At 67.8% G+C, this 1,321-nt stretch carries 1 protein-coding gene; it reads right to left on the bottom strand.

Features of this window, described 5'->3' with window-relative positions; genetic code table 11:
- A partial coding sequence (locus ACYVGN_RS13405; protein WP_460791363.1) for an IS256 family transposase occupies nt 1-1,321 on the bottom strand: 1,321 nt, incomplete at both ends.

The raw sequence follows: 1,321 nt of genomic DNA, 5'->3' as shown, positions 1-1,321 counted from the left end.
GGGAAGGCGATCGCGAGCTGTTCGAGGGCCTTCTTCCAGTTCGTGACGACCTGCCCTTCGACGAGGCGTCCTTCGGCCTTGCGTTTGGCGCCGCGGCCGAGGCCGCGTTCCTTCTCGCGGTCGCGGGCGCGTTTGTCTTCGATGTTGCATATCGCCAGCCAGAGCAGCTTCACCACCGCGAGGTCGTTCGGGAAGTGCCCGCGGTTCTTGGTGACCTTCCGCAGCTGGTAGTTCAGCGACTCGATCGCGTTGGTGGTGTAGATCACCCGCCTCACTTCGGGCGGGAACGCGAGGAACGGCGTGAACCGCTCCCAGGCGTCGGTGAACACCGCGACCGCGTGCGGGTTCGCCTGCCCCAGAGGCGACGCCTTGAACGCCTCCAGCTCGCGTTCGGCAGCGTCCGCGCTCGGGGCCTGGTAGATCGGCTTGAGCGCGGCCGCGACGGCCTTGCGCTGCCCGTAGCCGACGAACCGCATCGCGTTGCGGATCAGGTGGACCACGCAGGTCTGGACCATCGAATCGGGCCAGGTCGCCTCGATCGCCTCGGGGAACCCGGTGAGCCCGTCGCAGCAGACGATCAGGACGTCGCGGACGCCGCGGTTGGCGAGCTCGGCGCAGACACCCGCCCAGAACTTCGCGCCCTCGGTGGCCTGGATCCAGATGCCCAGGACGTGCTTGATCCCGTCCATGTCGACGCCGACGGCGATGTGCGCGGCCTTGTTGCGCACGTGCCCGCCGTCGCGGACCTTCACGATCAGCGCGTCCAGGTAGATCACCGGGTAGAACGCCTCCAGCGGGCGCGACTGCCAGGCCAGGACCTCATCGGCGATCTCGTCGACGATGTTCGAGATCGTCTCGTGCGACAGCTCCGTCCCGACCGTCGAGGCGAGGTGGTGCTCGATGTCGCGGACGGTCATCCCGCCGGCGTAGAGCGAGACGATCATCTCGTCCAGCTGCGACAGCCTGCGGCTGCCGGTGGGGACCAGACGTGGCGTGAACGACCCGTCCCGGTCCCGCGGGATGCGCAGCTCGACATCGCCGACGCTCGTGCCCACGGTCTTCGGGAACGACCCGTTACGGGAGTTCGGGAACACGTGCGCCTCGGGGTCGCCCTTCTCGTAGCCGACGTGATCGGTCAGCTCCGCCTGCAACCCGCGCTCCAGGCCCCGCTTGATCAGTTCCTGGATGAACCCGCCGTCACCGTCGAGCTGGATCTCGCCGGAGTCGATCTTCGCGAACAGGTCGTCGAAGACGCCTGCTTCCTCGAGACGCTTCGCGCGCTCTTCCTGAGCGTTGCGGCGCGCTTCACGCGCCTGCTTGT

Source organism: Microbacterium lacusdiani (assembly GCF_054779895.1).
This window is presented reverse-complemented; position numbering and strand designations above follow the sequence as displayed.